Origin of the sequence: Shinella sp. 838 (assembly GCF_029623935.1) — a bacterium.
In the GTDB taxonomy this organism is placed as follows: Bacteria; Pseudomonadota; Alphaproteobacteria; order Rhizobiales; family Rhizobiaceae; genus Shinella.
On the sequence record NZ_JARSBQ010000001.1, the window covers coordinates 275,361 to 294,145 of the forward strand.

Sequence of the window (18,785 nt, forward strand, 5' to 3'; positions counted from 1 at the left end):
CGGGCAAAGGGAGATCTCGCCATGGTGGCCAAGACGCGTCTTCTCGTGCCCGGCACGATCCGCGACCGGGTGCTCGACCGCCTGAAGGACGCCTTCGACGTGGTGCGCATCGAGCGGGCGGATCCGGCGTTGCTCGCTCGCTCCGAGGCGGCGAGCATTTCCGGTGTCGCGGTTTCCGGCGGTCTTGGCGCGGCGATGATCGAGCACCTGCCGTCGCTTGAAATCATCGCAAGCTTCGGCGTCGGTTACGATGGTGTGGATGTGGCGGCTGCCGCGGCACGCGGCATAGCTGTCACCAATACGCCCGATGTGCTGAACGACGAGGTGGCCGATACGACGATCGGCCTGCTGCTCAATACGGTGCGCCGCCTTCCGCAGGCCGAGGCGTGGCTGCGCGAAGGGCGCTGGGCGCGCGAGGGCGCCTTCCCGCTGACACCGCTCAGCCTGCGGGGCCGCAAGGCCGGCATCTACGGGCTGGGGCGCATCGGCATGGCGATCGCGGAGCGGCTGAAGGGCTTCGGCGTCGGGATCGCCTACCACACGCGGCGCCCGCGCGAGGACGTGCCGTTTGCCTATTATCCCTCGCTGGCGGAACTGGCGGAGGCGGTGGATATCCTGATCGCCATCGTGCCGAAGACGGCCGAGACACACCGGACGATCGATGCGCATATCCTTCGCGCGCTCGGTCCCAATGGCGTGCTGATCAATGTCGGGCGTGGCTGGACGGTCGATGAGGGCGCCCTTGCCGCAGCACTTGGGGACGGGGTAATCGCGGCGGCCGGGCTCGACGTCTTCTATGATGAGCCGAACGTGCCGCAGGCACTGCTCGACCTGCCGAACGTCTCGCTCCTGCCGCATGTCGCTTCGGCTTCGGTGGCAACGCGCGATGCCATGGCCGACCTCGTGGCAGACAATCTTTTCGCCTGGTTCGAGCGTGGTGCGGCCCTGACCCCGGTGCCTGAAACGCCCTTTGTGCGAAAAGCAGGGAACGATCTGGAAAGCCTTCGTTAACCTTTCGGCAATTTTGCGGGCGCATGCTTTTGCCATCGAGTCGATCGCGAAGGAGAGCCCCATGAAGACGCTGATGATTGCCGCTGTGGCCGGCGCATTGTCGCTGGGGCTCTGGAGTGTTGCGGCGGAGCGCGCACCGGCTGTGGACCCGGTGACGACGAGTTCCGTTCCCGCTTCGGCGTCCGCGCACAGCTATACCATTTCCAATGTGGTGGCGAATACCGCATGCCTTGCAGAGCGCGGTGACCGAATTTCGAGCCGCAGCGAGCGCTTCACTGCCAACAGCGACTGCGACGCCGTCTGGCCACGCCTTTCGGCTGCACGCACCTGGGTCGACAACGGCGATGGTACGGTCATCGTTGCCGATGCGCAGGGTGAGGCCATTCTGACCGTCGTCGATGGCGACGGTCTCGCCTATGAGGCCGTCGAACCTGCCGATGCCATGATCACGATGATTTCGGCCGACTAGCAAACGCCCAAGAAAACAAGGAACTAGAGCTGCCTCGGCGGATTGGATCTTGCCGGGGATGCTCTTCGCCCTTTCGGTTCGTCTGCCGCGGAGGTATCGCGCTCCGCACCCGATACACAGGTTTCGGCCCAGCCGAGCCGCCGCCCGTCCCCGGCTTGCAGCCTGAGGCGGCCGACGGGCGCGCCGGTTGCCGTTTCCACCAGCACGGAATGGCGTTCGTCCGCTCGGTAGAGGTGGTCCTCCCCCCATTGCCTCATGGCGACGATGACGAGAAAGAGGTCGCGGCCCTTCTTGGTCAGGACGTATTCCTGGTAGGCACTGCCGTCCGATGCCGGGGCGAGAGCGAGGACCTCGGCCTCGACGAGGTCGCGCAGGCGCGTGCTCAGCATGCCCCGGGCGATGCCGAGATTCTGCTGGAAGGCGCTGAAGCGCCGGATGCCGTCGAAGGCATCGCGCACGATGAGCAGCGACCACCAGTCGCCGATGGCGTCCAAAGTGCGCGCGACGGGGCATTCGGCCTCGCGAAAACTCTTGCGTTTCATATCGGGTACCCTCGGCGACAAACTGGTTCTAAAATAGAACTGGAAGAGGTGTTCCGCAAGTGGTCTCATCATAAGACAAAGATGAGGTTGATTATGAAAACGTGCGATACCCTTTCCCAGTCCCGCCCGTGCCAGCCCGCCGATGGATCGAGGCAAGCGCCTGAAACATCGGGCCTCTCGCGGCTGACATTGCTGGTCTTCGCCGTCACTTGCGGAAGCAGCGTGGCGAACATCTACTATGCCCAGCCCCTGCTCGATGCGATCGCGGCGACCTTTGCCATTCATCCGGCCGCTGTCGGCCTCGTCGTCACATTGACGCAGGTCGGCTATGCGGTGGGCCTGCTCTTCCTCGTGCCGCTCGGAGACCTGCTCGATCGCCGCAAGCTGGTCATCGGCCAGACACTGCTCTCCGCCTTGGCGCTTGCTGCCGTCGCCGGGGCGCCGAATGCCCTTACCCTGTTCGGCGCGATGATCGTTGTGGGCCTGCTGGCAGTCGTGGTCCAGGTGCTGGTAGCCCTCAGCGCCACGCTGGCGCGGCCGGAAGAGCGTGGTGCGGCCGTTGGCCTTGTCACCGGGGGCGTGGTGATCGGTATCCTGGCGGCGCGGTTCGTTGCCGGCATCCTGGCCGATGCGGGCGGGTGGCGGATCGTTTATCTTGTCTCCGCCGGCTTCATGCTGCTCCTGGGCGCGTTGCTCATGCGAGTCTTGCCACGGACGATCCCGGTAGCAAGTGCGGAACGCTATGGCAGCGTGTTGAAATCCATGCCGCTCATCTTTCTGAACGAGCCGGTGCTGCGCCTGCGGGCGGGGCTGGCCTTCCTGATCTTCGCCAGCTTCAGCACGCTCTGGACTGCGATGGTTCTGCCGCTGAGCGCGCCGCCCTTTTCCTTGAGCCACACCCAGATTGGTCTCTTCGGGCTCGCGGGGCTGGCCGGGGCGTTGGCTGCGGGCCGGGCAGGGCGGCTGGCAGATCGCGGCCTTGCGGAGCGCACGACCGGTTTATCCCTTGTGCTGCTCTGCCTCTCCTGGCTGGCAATCGCATTCCTGCCGCACTCGCTCGCGGTCTTTGCCATCGGTGTGGTGCTGCTCGATTTCGCGGTGCAGGCGGTGCACGTCACGAACCAAAGCCTTATCTTTGCTCGCCGGCCTGATGCCCGCAGCCGCCTCGTCGGCGGATACATGGTCTTCTACTCGGCCGGTAGCGCCTTGGGCGCCATCGTCTCGACGGTGAGCTATGCCCGTTTCGGCTGGGCAGGGGTCTGCCTTGCGGGGGCGACCTTCAGCCTTGCGGGCCTGTTCCTCTGGGCGGTTTCGCGAGAGAGGGCACGGCGCGCTTCATGACGACGCGTCGTGCGAGGCCGGGCCGTTCAGGCGGTCTTGGCCGAGCCGAAAGCCAGCACGTCGGCCTCGCCGGCCGTCTTGGCGGGGCGGGGCGCGCCCTGCTTCGCGGCAGCATAGTTGCGAACCGCTTCGCCGAAGGCGGCGAACAGCTTGTTCGACGGCTGGTCGGAGCCGACCCAATATTCCGGATGCCATTGTACACCGACTGCGAAGGCCTTGGCCCCGAGGACGGAGACGGCTTCGATCGTGCCGTCTTCGGCGACGGCTTCGACGGCAAGACGCGGTGCGATGTCGGAGATCGCCTGCCGGTGCAGGGAATTGACCTGCACGTCGCCGGCGCCGACGACGGCGGCAAGGCAGCTGCCTTCCTTGACGTGGACCGTCTGGCGGATGCCATAGGCGACGTCGAGCACGGGAGTGTCCGGCTTGCGGTGATCCCACATGCCGGGCTGTTCCTGGATCTCGTTGGCGAGTGTGCCGCCGAGCACGACGTTCAGTTCCTGAATGCCGCGGCAGATGGCGAGCAGCGGAATGCCACGCTCCAGCGCGCGGCTGATCAGCGGCAGGCTGGTGGCATCGCGTGCCATATCATAGGGGCCTTCCGCATCGGTCGCTTCTTTTCCGTAGAGGGAAGGGTGCACGTTGGTGCGCGAGCCGCTGACGAGGAGCCCGTCCACCCGGTCGAGAATGCCGTCGAAATCGTTGTCCGATTCGAGCGCCGGCACGAGGAACACCGTGACGTCGGCGCCCTTGACGGCGGCGCGCACATACTGGTTCGGGGTGGCCTGCCAGACGTTGCCTTCGATCTCCCTGATATCGGCGGGAATGGCGACAACGGGTTTCGACATGATGGGCTCCGGAAAAAGAAATACCAATTGACGATTTGCTATCAAATCTCCGATCAGTCAATTCCCCCATTCTGGCGAAATGACGGCCGAAGCCCGGTTTCCAGGCGGTAGACGGAAGGATATACTGATCTAGGTTCGGGGAATCCCGGTGTGGTTCGGCGACGCCTTGTTAACTACATGCTTGCAAACAGCGATTGCATATACGACTTTTTTCGCTTTGCGTGCGCGTAATACTGTATCGCTCCGGAGACAGGATATTGCGCGGGCGGCCCATGTTAGGTTGAGTTGGCTGCGCGAACGGCCTCAATATTGCAATATGAGGTTGAGAGCGTCTTCTCTGGGTTGAGTGCGCGTGCAATGATGCAGGGCAATACCCTCGTTATTGGGTAATTTCCCGAAATCATTCATTAAATTTTGGTCGGTAACCCTCTCGTGTCAAGGGAGTGCCGAGTCCATGAAGGATAAGGGTCAAAACACACTGCCGGCTGATGTCTACCTGTCGTTCGTCAGCTCGCTGTACGGGAACCGCCAGACCCTTTTCGTGGGCATGATTTCGCATGTCATCACGTTCTCCTTCGTTTACGCCAAGACCGCCGACCCCTTTTTCCTGATCTGGAGCGGGCTGGTTATCGCCATCTGGTCGCTGCGTGCCGTCGGCATGCGCCATTTCGACCGGGTGGATCACGCAGCGCTCGACATGGACGGCATCCGCTACTGGGAGAACTGGTACAATCTCGGTGCCGTCGGTACGACGCTGGCGCTCGGTACGTCCTGCGGGTACAGCCTGCTCTTCAGCCGCGACAGCTTTGCCGAGCTTGCCACGATCGCGGTGACGCTTGCCACCATGGTCTCCGTCGTCGGGCGCAACTGCGGTTCGAAACGCGCCGTTGACTACATGACTTTTTCCGCATGTTTTCCGATGGTCGTGGGCTTCCTGGGGCTTCAGGATTTCTACCATGCCGTGCTCGCGGTGCTCATCCTGCCTTTCGTGATGACGACGCGCATGATGGCGAACGGCGTGCGCGAGTTTCTCTACAAGAACGTGCTGGCGACGCGCGAGGTCTCCATCATCGCCGACCGGTTCGACACGGCGCTGAACAACATGCCGCACGGCCTGTTCATGCTGGACGCCGACCACCGTATCCTCGTCGCAAACCGCCGGGCCTGCGAGCTTCTGCATCTTGGCAACCAGGAGCGGCTGAAAGACTGCCATCTCGACGTCGTCCTCAGGTTCGGCGTGCGCAACACCTTCCTCAACACCGAGCAGAGCAGGGTGATCCTGCGCCAGCTCGACGAGCTGTTGAAGGGAGAGCGTTCCCGCGCGCTGGTGCAGGTCACGGACGGGCTCTATCTGGAGTTCACCGCCTCGCCGCGTGAAAACGGTGGCGCCGTGCTTATTTTCGAGGATGTGACGGCACGCGTGCGGGCGGAAAAGAAGATCCTGCACATGGTGCGCTACGACAGTCTCACGGGCCTGCCGAACCGCGCCTACTTCACCGATCTCGTGCAGGAGGCGCTGGGCGAGCGCAAGAAGGCCGGTACGGTCGGCTTCATGGTGCTCGATGTCGACGACTTCAAACATGTCAACGACATGAAGGGGCACGTTACCGGCGACCGGCTGCTGTGCGCCATTGCCGAGCGGCTGCGCAAGCTTGCCGGCGACAAGGTGCTCGCCGGTCATCTGATGGGTGACGAATTCATCCTCTTCTTCCCCAACGAGACCAACCGCCGCGATCTCGAAGCGCGCATGCGCCGGTTCCACGAGCAGCTGCGCGGCACCTACGAATTCGACGGCATGACCTTCCTCGTCTCCTTCAGCGCCGGTGCCGTTATGGTTTCGAGCGACGATTTCCGGCTGGAGGAAATGCAGATCCGCGCCGACCTCGCGCTCTTCGAGACGAAGTCGCGCGCCAAGGGCAGCGTCACAGTCTTCGAGCAGGAGATGGACGCACGCTACATGGATCGCCAGAAGCTCAAGGACGATCTGCGCGAGGCACTTGCCAGCAACACGCTGTCCGTCGCCTATCAGCCGATGTTCGTGCCCGACGGCACGCGCATCGAATGCTGCGAGGCACTGTCGCGCTGGACGCATGCGGAGCGTGGTCCGGTGCCGCCGAACGTCTTCATCCAGCTTGCCGAAGAGATGGGCATCGTCTCCGAGATCACGCGCTTCATGATCATGCGTGCCTGCGCCGATTGCGCGGGCTGGCCGGCGCATATGGGTGTCTCGGTGAACCTCTCGGTGCAGGACCTGCGCGGCACCGGCATCATCGACCTCGTTGCCGAAGCGCTGGAAGTGGCGGGGCTCGCGCCGCACCGGCTGCACCTGGAGGTCACCGAAAGCTGCCTCATGGAAGAGCCGGTCAAGGTGCAGGCCATCCTGCAGGAGCTGCGTGCCCGCGGCATCACCATCGCCATCGACGATTTCGGCACCGGCTATTCCAGCCTCAGCTATCTCGACCAGCTGCCGCTCGATGTCATCAAGATCGACCGGTCCTTCGTGCGCAACATCGGCGAGGACCCGCGCCGCTTCAAGCTCCTGCGCGGCACGGTCAACCTTTCCCGCGAGCTCGGCCTGCGTATCGTCGTCGAGGGCGTGGAAACGCGCGAGCAGCTCGCGCTTATCAACAAGTACGAGTGTGCCGATCTCGTGCAGGGTTATGTCTTCGCGGCGCCCATGTCGCCTGACGCACTGCGTGATCTCTACGAGACTCTCGCCCGCAAATCCGGCGAATCCCGCCGCCGCGGCCGCCGCGTCGCCTGATCCTTCCTGTCTTCTTCCTCCGTGACGTATGAATTCGATACGGCGTATCAGTGTCTTCAAAATTAGCGTTAACCATTTATTAAGGTTAATGAATGGTATTTTACACAAATTGTCTTATATCGACGATTGTAATGGTGGCAGCGCGGTGGCTGCCGGTGCTCTTGCAATCGAGGATACGGGGACAATGGCCAGCGTAGAGACGGCGACCAACCGCTTTTCGGACAAGCTTCTGGGGCTGCTCGACAGGATCGAGTACCGCCGCGTCGAGACGGGCGAGGACATGGAAGACGTCGCCCGCATCCGCTACAAAGCTTACAAGGCGGGCGCCGTCATGCATCTCGACGAGCAGGCGGTCCTGATCGACGAGGTCGATTTCGATAGCCATGCCTATGTCTTCGGCATCTATTACGAGGAGCGGCTGATCTCGACGGTGCGCTTGCACCACGTCACGCCGGAGCACCGCGTCACTTCGTCGGGAAAGGTTTTTCCGGATGAAATCAATGCCTTCCTCGATGCGGGCATGTCGCTGATCGACCCGGTTCGTCTGGCCGCCGACCCGGAAATCTGGAGCGAGATGCCGGCAATCCCGTATCTGACGTTGCGTATCGCCACCATGGCGACGGATTACTTCCAGACGGACCGTTGCGTGCAGATGGTCAAGCCTGCGCATTCGGCCTTCTACAAGCGCGTCTTCGATGCCGATTTCGTGGCTTCGCCGAAGAGCAACCACGGCAAGTTCATTATCGACCTGATGCTGCTGGCGACCAACGTCAAGGAGACGTTGCCCTCGCTCTATCAGCGCTTCCCGTTCTTCAAATCCGAACCCTATGAGCGTCGCATGATGTTTGCCCGGGGCGACGGCCTGCCGTTCAGCCCTTTGACCGTGCGTCCGACCGCGCGCCGCGCGCATTTCGGCGGCGAGCGCATCCAGCTTTCCGGAAATGCCTTTGCCGGATAAGCGCTCCGCGTTCTGATGTCGCATGATGGGCCGGTTTCTTGCGAAACCGGCCCGTTCTGTTTCGGAAACGAGAAAGGTCGAAACGCTCTGCCTGCCTTGCCGTTGCGCTTTGCCGATCCATTGTGTATGGCCAGAAAGACGCGTGTCTTCACGCTTGAGGGAATCTGTTTTCGGTGCCTGTCAGCGAGGCTTTTCCGCTGACGGGTGCGGGTGCTTAGGAGAAGGTAGACTATGGCTGAACATCATTCCGGACCGGTCGAGACGGGCGCTGCGATGGATTACCCGGAGCATGAGAAGACCTACGACCTCTTCATCGCCGGCGCCAAATACGGCACGCTGTTCTGCGTCGCACTGCTGATCGCCATGGCGGCCGGCTTCTTCACCAGCGCCGGTTTCTTCAGCGCGCTGCTGCTGCTCATCATTCTCAACGTCGTCGGCTACTTCCTGCTGCGTTGACCTAAACAACCGCATCTGCGGATTGTCACACGGCGCCATTCCGGCGCCGTGATTTAACACGGCCAGTCTCGGGGGGAGGACCACGGTTTGAGTCAGTGTGTTTTTGTAGTACGGGAAAGTGATCCGGCGGAGGGCCGCGTCGCGGGCTCCGTTGAAACAGTCAAGAAAATGAAAAGCCTGGGGCTCGACGTGCTGGTGGAAACCGGTGCCGGTCTTGCCTCCCGTATCCTGGATGCGGATTACGAAGCTGTCGGCGCACGCATCGTCGGGCCCGAAGAGGCAAGAGCAGCGGACGTCGTCCTGAAAGTCCGGCGGCCGACCTCCGCCGAAATCACCGCCTATAAGGCCGGCGCCATCGTCATTGCCACGATGGATCCCTACGGCAACGAAGCCGCCATCGCCGAGATGGCCAGTGCCGGTCTCACCACCTTCGCCATGGAACTGATGCCGCGCATCACACGCGCCCAGTCGATGGACATTCTGTCCTCGCAGGCGAACCTTGCCGGCTATCAGGCCGTCATCGACGCCGCCCATGAATACGACCGCGCCATGCCGATGATGATGACCGCTGCCGGTACGGTTCCGGCCGCGAAAGTCTTCGTCATGGGTGCCGGTGTTGCCGGCCTTCAGGCCATCGCGACCGCGCGCCGCCTCGGCGCCGCCGTCTCCGCGACGGACGTGCGCCCGGCCGCAAAGGAGCAGGTCGCTTCGCTTGGTGCCAAGTTCATCGCCGTCGAGGACGACGAGTTCAAGGCCGCCGAAACCGCCGGCGGCTATGCGAAAGAGATGTCCAAGGAGTATCAGGCGAAACAGGCCGCTCTCGTCGCCGACCATATCGCCAAGCAGGACATCATCATCACGACGGCGCTCATTCCCGGCCGTCCTGCCCCCCGGCTTGTGACGCGCCAGATGCTGGCGGCCATGCGCACGGGTTCCGTTGCCGTCGATCTCGCGGTCGAGCGCGGCGGCAACATCGAGGGCGCCGAGGCCGGCCGCGTTGCCGAGGTCGAAGGCGTCAAGGTCATCGGCTATCTCAATGTGCCCGGCCGTATCGCGGCCTCCGCTTCGGCGCTCTACGCCAAGAACCTTCTCACCTTCCTGGAGACCATGGTCGACAAGGAAACGAAGTCGGTTTCGGTCAATGTCGAGGACGAGTTGGTCAAGGCGACGATGCTGACGAAGGACGGTGCCGTGGTGCACCCGAATTTTGGCGGTAGCGTTCAGCAAGGGGAGGGCAAGTGATGGCGAACGAACTTCTCGACAAGGCGATCACCGATCTGGAACGCGCGGTGGAAGCTGTCCGCGCCGCTTCCGAATATGTGCCGGATGCGGCCGCTGCGGCGGCGCACGGCGTTTCCGGCGGGGCGATCGATCCCTTCGTCTTCCGTCTGGCGATCTTCGTGCTGTCGATTTTCGTCGGCTACTATGTCGTCTGGTCGGTGACACCCGCGCTGCACACGCCGCTGATGGCCGTCACCAACGCCATCTCCTCGGTCATCGTCGTCGGCGCTTTGCTCGCCGTCGGTATCTCGCTCTCGGGTGTGGCGACCGGCTTCGGCTTCGTCGCGCTCATCCTCGCCTCCGTCAACATCTTTGGCGGCTTCCTCGTCACCCAGCGCATGCTGGCGATGTACAAGAAAAAAGAGAAGTGAGGGCGGCCCGATGAACGCAAACTTCGCAGCCTTCCTCTACCTCGTTTCCGGGGTGCTCTTCATCATGGCCTTGCGCGGCCTGTCGCATCCGACGACCAGCCGCCGCGGCAACATGCTCGGCATGATCGGCATGGGCATCGCCATCGGCACGACGCTGCTGCTCGCGACGCCGTCCTTCGGTGGCCTCGTGCTCATCGTGCTCGGCCTTGCCATCGGCGGCGGTGCCGGCGCCTATATCGCGCGCTCGATCCCGATGACCTCGATGCCGCAGCTCGTGGCGGGCTTCCACTCGCTCGTCGGCCTTGCCGCCGTGCTGGTCGCTGCCGCCGCGCTCTACTCGCCGGTGTCCTTCGGCCTCGGCCAGGTCGGCGAGATCCACGGCCAGGCGCTCATCGAAATGGCGCTGGGTGCCGCCATCGGCGCGATCACCTTCACCGGCTCGATCATCGCCTTCCTGAAGCTCGACGGGCGCATGTCCGGCAAGCCGATCATGCTGCCCTACCGGCATGTCATCAACATCGTGCTGCTCGCGGCGATCGTCTTCTTCATCGTCGGCCTGACCCTGTCGGAAAGCCATTTCGATTTCTGGCTGATCGTCATTCTGGCGCTGGCGCTCGGCGTGCTGCTCATCGTGCCGATCGGCGGCGCCGACATGCCCGTCGTTGTCTCGATGCTCAACTCCTATTCGGGTTGGGCTGCGGCCGGCATCGGCTTCACGCTCGGCAACCTCGCGCTGATCATCACCGGCGCGCTGGTCGGCTCCTCGGGTGCGATCCTGTCCTACATCATGTGCAAGGGTATGAACCGCTCGTTCATCTCTGTCATCCTTGGCGGCTTCGGCGGCGACAGCGGCGCGGCAGCGGCGGATGACGGTGTGCAGCGCACGGTCAAGCAGGGTTCTGCCGACGACGCGGCCTTCCTGATGGCGAACGCCTCCAAGGTCATCATCGTGCCGGGCTACGGCATGGCGGTGGCGCAGGCGCAGCATGCGGTACGGGAACTCGCCGACGCGCTGAAGAAGAACGGCGTCGAGGTGAAATACGCGATCCATCCGGTCGCCGGCCGTATGCCGGGCCATATGAACGTGCTGCTCGCCGAAGCGAACGTGCCCTATGACGAAGTGTTCGAGCTCGAGGACATCAACTCCGAGTTCGCCCAGGCGGATGTCGCCTATGTCATCGGCGCCAACGACGTGACGAACCCGGCGGCGCGCGACGACAAGTCCTCGCCGATCTACGGCATGCCGATCCTCGACGTCGACAAGGCGAAGACCTGCCTCTTCGTCAAGCGCTCGCTCGGCTCCGGCTACGCCGGCATCGACAACACGCTGTTCTACAAGGACGGCACGATGATGCTGCTTGGCGATGCCAAGAAGATGACCGACGATATCGTCAAGGCGATGAACCACTAAGAGGGTTTCAACCGAGACAAAAAAGCCCGCGAGATGATCGCGGGCTTTTTTTGTTTCAGAATCTCCCGGAAGGAGAACCCCGGGCTGGCCCGAGGATGACGAACGAGAGGTGCGTAGCTTAAGCGGGCTTTGCAGCCGAGGCGGCGCCTCTTGTGCGGGCAAGGCCGTCCTTGGCCGGCTTGTAGTTCGGGTCGAGCTTCAGGGCGTGCGAATAGGATTTTGCCGCGCGGGCCATGTCGCCGCGGCGCTCGTAGATCAGCGCCTGGTTTGCCCAGGATTCGGCAAGCTTGCCGTCGAGGTTGATCGCCGTGTTGAAGTCCTGGAACGCATTGTCGTCGTCGCCCTGCGCGGCATAGGAAATGCCGCGACCATTGTAGGGCTCGGCCGAGTTCGGCGAGAGCGAAATGGCCTTCGAGAAGTCCTCGATGGCCTTGTCGTGCTGGCGGCGTGCCTGGAAGATCAGGCCGCGATTGTGATAGGCGCGCGGATCGGTCGTATCGAGTTCGATCGCGCGGTTGAAGTCGCGGAAGGCCTCGTCGAGGCGGCCGGCCTGACGATAGAGATTGCCGCGGCCGATATAGGCGACGTCGTAGTTCGGGCTGAGCTGCAGCGCAGTGTTGTAGTCGCTCGCCGCCTGCGCCTGATTGCCCTGGCTGCGCTCGACGAGCGCACGGTTGGCGTAGGCCTGGTAGAAGCGCGGATTGAGCTCGATCGCGCGGTTGAAGTCGTCGATCGCGCGGCGATACTGGCCGGCGCGGCCATAGGCGGAGCCGCGCACATTGTAGCCGGCCGGGTCCTGCGGGTTTGCGGCGATCACTGCCGAGAGCGAGGAGATGTTCTCTTCCGAGCCCTGGGCGCGCTCGACCTTCAGCACGTCCGTCGACGTAGCGGTCGACTGGCAGCCGGTCAGAAGGAGCGCGATGGACGTGGCGGCGACGGCGGCCATCAGGGGGCGGCGCAGGCGGGCAGCCGAGGGAGAGAAGCGGTCGGTCGGGAACCCGGTAGATGCAGCCATGTCCAAGTGCGAATCCTCAAAGTGGGCTTCTGTCGCGCCTCATGCGCAATGAAAACGCTACGCTTGAAAGCAAGTCCGGCGACGGTGCGTAGCGATAGCGCCCGGAATTGCACGGGAAGTCTTTCACATCTGTGAAAAAACGTCCGGTCACGTCAAAAAAGGCGGCGGCGAAATGTTCGCCCCCGCCCGGTCTTGCATCCGAAAACGTCGAAAAGACGGCCGATCAACGGGCGCCGGGACGACCGCCGATGAGGCCTTCGCGCTGGGCGCGCTTGCGAGCCAGCTTGCGAACGCGACGGACGGCTTCAGCCTTTTCACGCGCACGCTTCTGCGACGGCTTTTCGTAAAAGTCGCGCATCTTCATTTCACGGAAAATACCTTCGCGCTGCATCTTCTTCTTGAGAGCGCGGAGAGCCTGATCAACGTTGTTGTCGCGGACAAGTACCTGCACGAGAATCCCGTTCCTTTGTTTGTTGTACGCCCACCGAGCACGGGTCGCCGGGCAAATAGATTGCGTTCGCGCAGCCCACCAGGCTGGCAATTGGTGGGTCGGATACCAGATCGCAGCAGCGAAGTCCAGCCTGAAGCGCCGGGAAGCTGAGGATATTTGTGGGGTGCCGGTGGGAAAGCATGGCAAAGCTTCCGTGACGCTCATGTCGCATGTGGTACAAGGTGCGCCTGAATGCGTCGCAAAGGATACGGCGTGGAGCGTCAGGATTTGCTTTCTTTCTGGGCAGGAAACAAGCCGGCCGGGCCGGCGCGATTTTGAGGACATGGGATGCGCAAATATTCGGTTTTCGCCGTCGCCCGCGAGGCGATGCGTGGCCACAAGGGCTGGGAGGCGCAATGGACCTCGCCCGAGCCGCGCAAGGAATATGACGTGATCATCGTCGGCGGCGGCGGCCATGGCCTGGGCGCGGCCTACTATCTTGCCAAGGAGCACGGCATCACCAATGTCGCGGTCATCGAGAAGGGTTGGCTCGGCGGCGGCAATACCGGCCGCAACACGACGATCATCCGCTCGAACTATCTCTATGACGAGAGCATGGACATTTACGAGCACTCGCTGAAGCTCTGGGAAGGCCTCAGCCAGGATCTCAACTACAACGTCATGTACTCGCCGCGCGGCGTGATGATGCTGTCGCACAATGTGCACGACAAGCAGTCCTTCCAGCGCCATGTCCATGCCAACCGGCTCTACGGCATCGACAACGAATGGCTGACGCCGCAGCAGGCGAAGGATTTCGTGCCGGTTCTCGATATCTCTGCCTCCGCCCGCTACCCGATCAACGGTGCGGCCCTCCAGCGCCGCGGCGGCACCGCCCGCCACGACGCCGTCGCCTGGGGCTATGCCCGTGCCGCGTCGGATCGCGGCGTGCATGTCATCCAGAACTGCGAGGTCAAGGGCATCCGCCGCGGGCCCGACGGCGCGGTGACAGGTGTGGAGACTTCGAAGGGGTTCATCGGCGCGAAGAAGATCGCGGTGTCGGCCTCCGGCCACAACTCGGTCATCCTGTCGATGGCCGACGTGAAGCTGCCGCTGCATTCCGTGCCGCTGCAGGCGCTGGTCTCCGAGCCGATGAAGCCGATCTTCCCCTGCGTGGTCATGTCCAACTCGGTGCATGCCTATATCTCACAGTCGGACAAGGGCGAACTCGTCATCGGCGCGGGTACGGACCAGTACAACTCCTATTCCCAGACCGGCGGTCTGCAGATCATCACGCATACGCTGGATGCGATCTGCGAACTCTTCCCGATGTTCAGACGCGTCAAGATGATGCGCCAGTGGGGCGGTATCACCGACAACACGCCGGATCGTTCGGCGATCCAGGGCGTGACGCCGGTGAAGAACCTCTTCGTCAATTGCGGCTGGGGCACCGGCGGCTTCAAGGCGACGCCGGGTTCGGCCCATCTCTTCGCGCACCTCATCGCGAAGGGTGAGCCGCACAAGCTGGCTTCCGGCCTGACGCTGGACCGCTTCCGCACAGGCCGCCTCATCGACGAGGCCGCGGCGGCGGCCGTGGCCCATTGATGAACGGCGCGCTCCTTGCCGGATTGCTGATGACGGCCGGTGTGATGCCGGCGGGCTCGATCATTCCCGAGCCTGATGATTTCCGTTTCCAGACGATCCGCAAGGCGGCCGGCGAGCGGAACTGGCCCTTTCTCGCGGAGAGCGGGATGTTGGGGTGCACGACGATGCTCGGCGAACGGGTGGTCTACTTCATCCCCGGCGACGACATGGAACGCGCCTACAACATCGACATCAACCTCTTTGCGATGAGTATGGCCAATGTCGGAATAACGGATGTGCTGGCCCCCTACGAGGATAGCGCGCAACTGCTTTATCGGCTTGTGCCCTTCGTCTCCATGGGCCAGCGACTTTGCGACCAGGAACCCGGCACGCTCGTGACGGAACCAGAGCTTTAAACAGGTAGGATACCATGCTGCTGATCTACTGCCCCTACTGCGAGGAAGAGCGCTCGGAGCTCGAATTCCGCCACGGTGGCGACGCGCACATCGCCCGGCCGACCAACATGGCCGATATCACCGACGAGGAGTTCCAGGAGTATTTCTTCCTGCGCGACAACCCGAAGGGCCTGATCTTCGAACGCTGGCGCCATATCCATGGCTGCGGCCGCTTCTTCAACGCGGCACGCGACACGGTGAGCGACAAGTTCGTTATGAGCTACAAGGCGGGCGAGCCTAAGCCCGATCTCTCCGGTGCGCCGACAACCACCGAAAAACCCGTCGAAACCTTTGAAACCACGGAAGGAACCGCGCAATGAGCGGCGCCAATCGCATTGCCGGTCAGGGCCGCCTGACGCCGGCCAAGACAGCGCGTTTTACCTTCGACGGAAAGACATTCGACGCGCTGGAAGGCGATACCGTCGCCTCGGCGCTGCTTGCCAACGGCGTGCACCTCGTCGGCCGCTCGTTCAAGTACCATCGCCCGCGCGGCATCCTGTCGGCAGGCCCGGAAGAGCCGAACGCGCTGATCGATGTTTCGCGCGATGCCGCCCGCCGCCAGCCGAACGTGCGCGCGCCGGTGCAGGAAGTCTTTGACGGCATGAAGGTTTCTTCGCAGAACCGCTGGCCGTCGCTCGCCTTCGATATCGGCGGCGTCAACAACCTGATGTCGCCGTTCTTCGCCGCCGGTTTCTACTACAAGACCTTCATGTGGCCGAAGGCCGCCTGGGAAAAGGTCTACGAGCCCTTCATCCGCAAGGCCGCCGGCCTCGGCGTCGCGCCGACGGAAGAGGATCCGGACCACTACGCCAGCCGCTATGCCTATTGCGACGTGCTCGTTGCCGGTGGCGGCGTCGCCGGCCTTTCGGCAGCACTTGCCGCTGCCGAAGCCGGCGCGCGCGTCATCCTCTGCGACGAGCAGCCGGAAGTCGGCGGTGCGCTGCATTACGACACGTCGGTGACGATCGACGGCCGGAACGGCTACGACTGGGCGCAGGCGACGGCCGTCAGGCTGAAGGCGATGGAGAACGTCACCGTCCTCACCCGCACGACGGCCTTCGGCTACTACAACCACAATTTCGTCGGCCTCGTCGAGCGCGTCACCGACCACCTCGCAAAGCCTGACAAGAAGCTGCCGCGCGAGCGGATGTGGCAGGTGCGCGCCAAGCGCGTCATCCTCGCCACCGGTTCTATCGAGCGCCATATGGTGTTCGCCAACAACGACCGGCCGGGCATCATGCTCGCCTCAGCGGCGCGCACCTATCTCAACCATTTCGGCGTCGCCGTCGGCCGCAAGGTCGGCGTCTATACGGCAAGCGATTCGGCCTATGAGGCCGCCTTTGACCTGAAGCGTGCCGGCGTCACCATCGCCGCCATCGTCGACAACAGAGAGAAGCCGGGCGAAGCCGTTCTGGCGGAAGCCCGCAAGCTTGGCATCGAGGTGCTGACCGGCCATTCGGTCGTCGACACCAAGGGCAAGCTGCGCGTCTCCTCCATGTCGGTCGCCCGCAACGGCGGCGGCTCGGCCCGCGCCATCCCGGTCGATGCGCTGCTGATGTCCGCCGGCTGGACGCCCTCCGTCCATCTCTTCTCGCAGTCGCGCGGCAAGGTGGCCTATGACGCCGCCTCCGGCCGCTTTCTGCCGGGAACCTATGCGCAGGATTGCCTCTCGGTCGGTTCGTGCAATGGCACGGACGGCCTCCAGGCGACCATCGAGGAATCGCTGGCCGCGGGCGAGCTGATGGCCCGCGCCACCGGCAACGAGGGCGGCGACAAGGTCGAGCTCTCGGGTGAAAACGCCTTCGAATGGACCGGCGGCATGGCCGGCGCGGGCGAGGGCGCCGGCGTCGATACGACCGTCAAGGCTTTCGTCGATTTCCAGAACGACGTCTGCGCCAAGGACATCCGCCTTGCCGTGCGCGAAGGCATGCACTCGATCGAACACATCAAGCGCTTCACCACCAACGGCATGGCGACGGACCAAGGCAAGCTGTCCAACATCCACGGCCTTGCCATCGCCTCTGAAGTGCTGAACCGCGAGATCCCGAAGATCGGCCTCACCACCTTCCGCGCGCCCTATACGCCCGTCACCTTTGGCGCGCTGATCAGCCATTCGCGCGGCGAACTCTTCGATCCGGCGCGCAAGACGCCCATGCATGCCTGGGAAGATGCGCATGGCGCGGTCTTCGAAGACGTCGGCAACTGGAAGCGTGCCTGGTATTATCCGCGTTCCGGCGAGACCATGCACGACGCGGTCAACCGCGAGTGCCGCACGGTGCGCAACGCCGCCGGCCTCTTCGATGCCTCGACGCTCGGCAAGATCGAAGTCGTCGGCCCCGATGCCGCCGAATTCCTGAACCTGATGTACACCAACGCCTGGGATACGCTGAAGCCCGGCCGTTGCCGCTACGGCATCATGCTGCGCGAAGATGGTTTCGTTTATGACGACGGTGTCGTCGGGCGCCTCGCGGAGGATCGCTTCCACGTCACGACGACGACGGGCGGCGCGCCGCGCGTCATGAACCACATGGAAGACTATCTCCAGACGGAATTCCCGCATCTGAAGGTCTGGCTGACCTCGACCACCGAACAGTGGGCGGTCATCGCCGTGCAGGGTCCGAAGGCGCGCGAAATCCTCGAGCCGCTCGTCGAAGGCATCGACATCTCGAACGAAGCCTTCCCGCATATGAGCGTGCGCGAAGGAAAGATCTGCGGCGTGCCGACCCGGCTGTTCCGCATGTCCTTCACGGGTGAAGCGGGCTACGAAGTCAACGTTCCCGCCGATTATGGCCAGGCCGTCTGGGAAGCCATCTGGGCCCGCGCCGAACCGCTCGGGGCCTGCGCCTACGGCACGGAGACGATGCACGTCCTGCGCGCCGAAAAGGGTTATATCATCGTCGGCCAGGACACGGACGGCACGGTGACGCCGCACGATGCCAGCCTGAGCTGGGCCGTCTCCAAGAAGAAGACGGATTTCGTCGGCATCCGCGGCCTGAAGCGTCCGGACCTCGTCAAGGAGGGCCGCAAGCAGCTCGTCGGCCTTTTGACCAAGGATCCGAACGTTGTTCTGGAGGAGGGCGCGCAGATCGTCGCCGATCCGAACGAGCCGAAGCCGATGAAAATGCTCGGCCATGTGACCTCGTCCTACTGGTCGGAAAACTGCGGCCGCTCGATCGCCATGGCGCTTGTCGCTGGTGGTCAGGCACGGCTGGGCCAGACGCTCTACGTGCCGATGCCCGACCGTACCATCGCGGTCGAGGTCAGCGACATGGTGTTCATCGACAAGGAAGGAGGACGCCTCAATGGCTGATCACGCTCTTCGCAAGGCGCCGCTCGCCGGCCGTCATGGTGGTTCCGCCGGCGCACACGTCACGCCCGCCGCCCCTGCAACCCGTCTTTCGCTGCGTGCAGGCGAAGATGCCATCGGCACGCTTTCGCTGGCCTTCGGCCTCGAACTGCCGAGACGGCCGAAAACCTCGGCCTCCGTCAGCGGGCGCCACGCGCTCTGGCTCGGGCCGGACGAATGGCTGCTGATCGACGAGAACGGCGCCGACCTGATGGGCATTGCATCGGGCGTTTCCGCGCTGCATTCGGCGACGGATGTCTCGCATCGCAACACGGCGATCCTCGTTTCCGGCCCCAACGCGGCCGGAGCGATTGCCAGTGGCTGCCCGCTCGATCTCGGCAATGCGATCTTCCCGGTTGGCGCCGCGGCGCGCACGGTGCTCGGCAAGATCGAGATCGTGCTCCTGCGCACCGGCGAGGAAGACTATCGCGTGGAATGCTGGCGCTCGTTCTCGCCCTATGCCTTCGGCCTGCTTGCCGAGGGCGCGGAAGACGCCGGGCTCTGAC

At 63.6% G+C, this 18,785-nt stretch carries 18 protein-coding genes; 14 read left to right on the forward strand and 4 right to left on the reverse strand.

The window, feature by feature from the left end; all coding sequences use genetic code 11:
* The first annotated feature begins 24 nt into the window (after positions 1 to 24).
* Both P9A16_RS01285 and P9A16_RS01290 read left to right on the forward strand, forming a co-directional pair.
* On the forward strand, positions 25 to 1,011 hold the full coding sequence (locus tag P9A16_RS01285; protein ID WP_156032034.1) for a 2-hydroxyacid dehydrogenase: 987 nt from the start codon (positions 25 to 27) through the stop codon (positions 1,009 to 1,011).
* 61 nt (positions 1,012 to 1,072) lie between these two features.
* Positions 1,073 to 1,480, forward strand: a complete 408-nt coding sequence (locus P9A16_RS01290; RefSeq protein ID WP_023515984.1) for a hypothetical protein — start codon at positions 1,073 to 1,075, stop codon at positions 1,478 to 1,480.
* Between the two features lie 23 nt (positions 1,481 to 1,503).
* On the opposite strand, the gene P9A16_RS01295 is transcribed toward P9A16_RS01290, so the two are convergent.
* A complete protein-coding gene (locus P9A16_RS01295) occupies positions 1,504 to 2,022 on the reverse strand; it encodes a winged helix-turn-helix transcriptional regulator (RefSeq protein WP_278025510.1) in 519 nt (172 codons plus the stop codon).
* A 93-nt stretch (positions 2,023 to 2,115) separates the two neighbouring features.
* Here P9A16_RS01295 and P9A16_RS01300 point away from each other — a divergent pair, with 93 nt between their 5' ends.
* Complete coding sequence (locus P9A16_RS01300; protein WP_023515986.1) at positions 2,116 to 3,363, forward strand: MFS transporter; 1,248 nt, start codon at positions 2,116 to 2,118, stop codon at positions 3,361 to 3,363.
* A 26-nt stretch (positions 3,364 to 3,389) separates the two neighbouring features.
* Here P9A16_RS01300 and P9A16_RS01305 read toward each other — a convergent pair whose 3' ends face one another.
* A complete protein-coding gene (locus tag P9A16_RS01305; RefSeq protein WP_024270897.1) occupies positions 3,390 to 4,211 on the reverse strand; it encodes a gamma-glutamyl-gamma-aminobutyrate hydrolase family protein in 822 nt (273 codons plus the stop codon).
* A 454-nt stretch (positions 4,212 to 4,665) separates the two neighbouring features.
* Between P9A16_RS01305 and P9A16_RS01310 the strand changes: the two genes are divergently transcribed.
* The 6 genes from P9A16_RS01310 (at position 4,666) to P9A16_RS01335 (ending at position 11,452) form a co-directional block, all read left to right on the forward strand.
* On the forward strand, positions 4,666 to 6,975 hold the full coding sequence (locus tag P9A16_RS01310; protein ID WP_024270896.1) for a putative bifunctional diguanylate cyclase/phosphodiesterase: 2,310 nt from the start codon (positions 4,666 to 4,668) through the stop codon (positions 6,973 to 6,975).
* A 184-nt stretch (positions 6,976 to 7,159) separates the two neighbouring features.
* Positions 7,160 to 7,933 carry an N-acyl amino acid synthase FeeM domain-containing protein gene (locus tag P9A16_RS01315; RefSeq protein ID WP_050743768.1) on the forward strand — a complete coding sequence of 258 codons (774 nt, stop codon included), beginning with the start codon at positions 7,160 to 7,162 and terminating at the stop codon, positions 7,931 to 7,933.
* Between the two features lie 231 nt (positions 7,934 to 8,164).
* Entirely contained in the window at positions 8,165 to 8,389 is a 225-nt protein-coding gene (locus P9A16_RS01320) for an aa3-type cytochrome c oxidase subunit IV (protein WP_023515782.1), read from the forward strand.
* Between the two features lie 87 nt (positions 8,390 to 8,476).
* Positions 8,477 to 9,631: a Re/Si-specific NAD(P)(+) transhydrogenase subunit alpha gene (locus tag P9A16_RS01325; RefSeq protein ID WP_023515781.1), complete on the forward strand. Its 1,155-nt coding sequence runs from the start codon at positions 8,477 to 8,479 to the stop codon at positions 9,629 to 9,631.
* Entirely contained in the window at positions 9,631 to 10,041 is a 411-nt protein-coding gene (locus tag P9A16_RS01330) for an NAD(P) transhydrogenase subunit alpha (protein ID WP_023515780.1), read from the forward strand. The genes P9A16_RS01325 and P9A16_RS01330 overlap by 1 nt, the downstream gene beginning before the upstream one ends.
* A gap of 10 nt (positions 10,042 to 10,051) precedes the next feature.
* Positions 10,052 to 11,452: an NAD(P)(+) transhydrogenase (Re/Si-specific) subunit beta gene (locus P9A16_RS01335; protein WP_023515779.1), complete on the forward strand. Its 1,401-nt coding sequence runs from the start codon at positions 10,052 to 10,054 to the stop codon at positions 11,450 to 11,452.
* 118 nt (positions 11,453 to 11,570) lie between these two features.
* Here P9A16_RS01335 and P9A16_RS01340 read toward each other — a convergent pair whose 3' ends face one another.
* Together P9A16_RS01340 and rpsU are read right to left on the reverse strand one after the other, a co-directional pair.
* Positions 11,571 to 12,467, reverse strand: coding sequence for a tetratricopeptide repeat protein (locus P9A16_RS01340; RefSeq protein WP_023515778.1), 897 nt, complete (start codon positions 12,465 to 12,467; stop codon positions 11,571 to 11,573).
* A gap of 223 nt (positions 12,468 to 12,690) precedes the next feature.
* On the reverse strand, positions 12,691 to 12,918 hold the full coding sequence (gene rpsU / locus P9A16_RS01345; RefSeq protein WP_024270893.1) for a 30S ribosomal protein S21: 228 nt from the start codon (positions 12,916 to 12,918) through the stop codon (positions 12,691 to 12,693).
* A 327-nt stretch (positions 12,919 to 13,245) separates the two neighbouring features.
* Between rpsU and P9A16_RS01350 the strand changes: the two genes are divergently transcribed.
* From P9A16_RS01350 to P9A16_RS01370, 5 genes are read left to right on the forward strand one after another with little or no spacing between them, the layout of a single operon-like run.
* Complete coding sequence (locus tag P9A16_RS01350; protein WP_024270892.1) at positions 13,246 to 14,499, forward strand: sarcosine oxidase subunit beta family protein; 1,254 nt, start codon at positions 13,246 to 13,248, stop codon at positions 14,497 to 14,499.
* A complete protein-coding gene (locus tag P9A16_RS01355) occupies positions 14,499 to 14,894 on the forward strand; it encodes a hypothetical protein (protein ID WP_023514822.1) in 396 nt (131 codons plus the stop codon). Before P9A16_RS01350 ends, P9A16_RS01355 begins: the two co-directional genes overlap by 1 nt.
* A 14-nt stretch (positions 14,895 to 14,908) precedes the next feature.
* Positions 14,909 to 15,253, forward strand: a complete 345-nt coding sequence (locus tag P9A16_RS01360; protein WP_023514821.1) for a sarcosine oxidase subunit delta — start codon at positions 14,909 to 14,911, stop codon at positions 15,251 to 15,253.
* Positions 15,250 to 18,243, forward strand: coding sequence for a sarcosine oxidase subunit alpha (locus tag P9A16_RS01365; protein ID WP_023514820.1), 2,994 nt, complete (start codon positions 15,250 to 15,252; stop codon positions 18,241 to 18,243). The genes P9A16_RS01360 and P9A16_RS01365 overlap by 4 nt, the downstream gene beginning before the upstream one ends.
* Entirely contained in the window at positions 18,236 to 18,784 is a 549-nt protein-coding gene (locus P9A16_RS01370) for a sarcosine oxidase subunit gamma (protein ID WP_023514819.1), read from the forward strand. The genes P9A16_RS01365 and P9A16_RS01370 overlap by 8 nt, the downstream gene beginning before the upstream one ends.
* The last annotated feature ends 1 nt before the right edge of the window (position 18,785 follow it).